Below are 213 nucleotides of genomic sequence, written 5' to 3'. Positions count from 1 at the left end.
GCAAGGTCCTGGCGATGCTCGACTGAGCATAGCCTGACGCGTCCTGACGAAATTCCCTTGCGGCAATTTTGCGATGTGAATCAGTGCGCTTGCCGTGATATCCCACCTTGAAACGAGGTGGGATATGGCAGTCGATTTCAGGTTTATCATCATCGGACGCGGCATGATGGGGGCTGCCGCCGCACGGCATCTCTCCTCGATGGCCGACGGCAT

The 213-nt window shown here is 57.3% G+C and carries 1 protein-coding gene; it reads right to left on the bottom strand.

Annotation, left to right across the window (positions count from 1 at the left end):
* A partial coding sequence (locus AF337_RS44115; RefSeq protein ID WP_210168033.1) for a hypothetical protein occupies positions 1 to 213 on the bottom strand: 213 nt, incomplete at both ends.

The organism is Rhizobium ecuadorense (assembly GCF_001187535.1).
GTDB lineage: Bacteria > Pseudomonadota > Alphaproteobacteria > Rhizobiales > Rhizobiaceae > Rhizobium > Rhizobium ecuadorense.
Note: the sequence above shows the minus strand (reverse complement) of the source record. Positions and strands in the feature narration are given on the sequence as shown.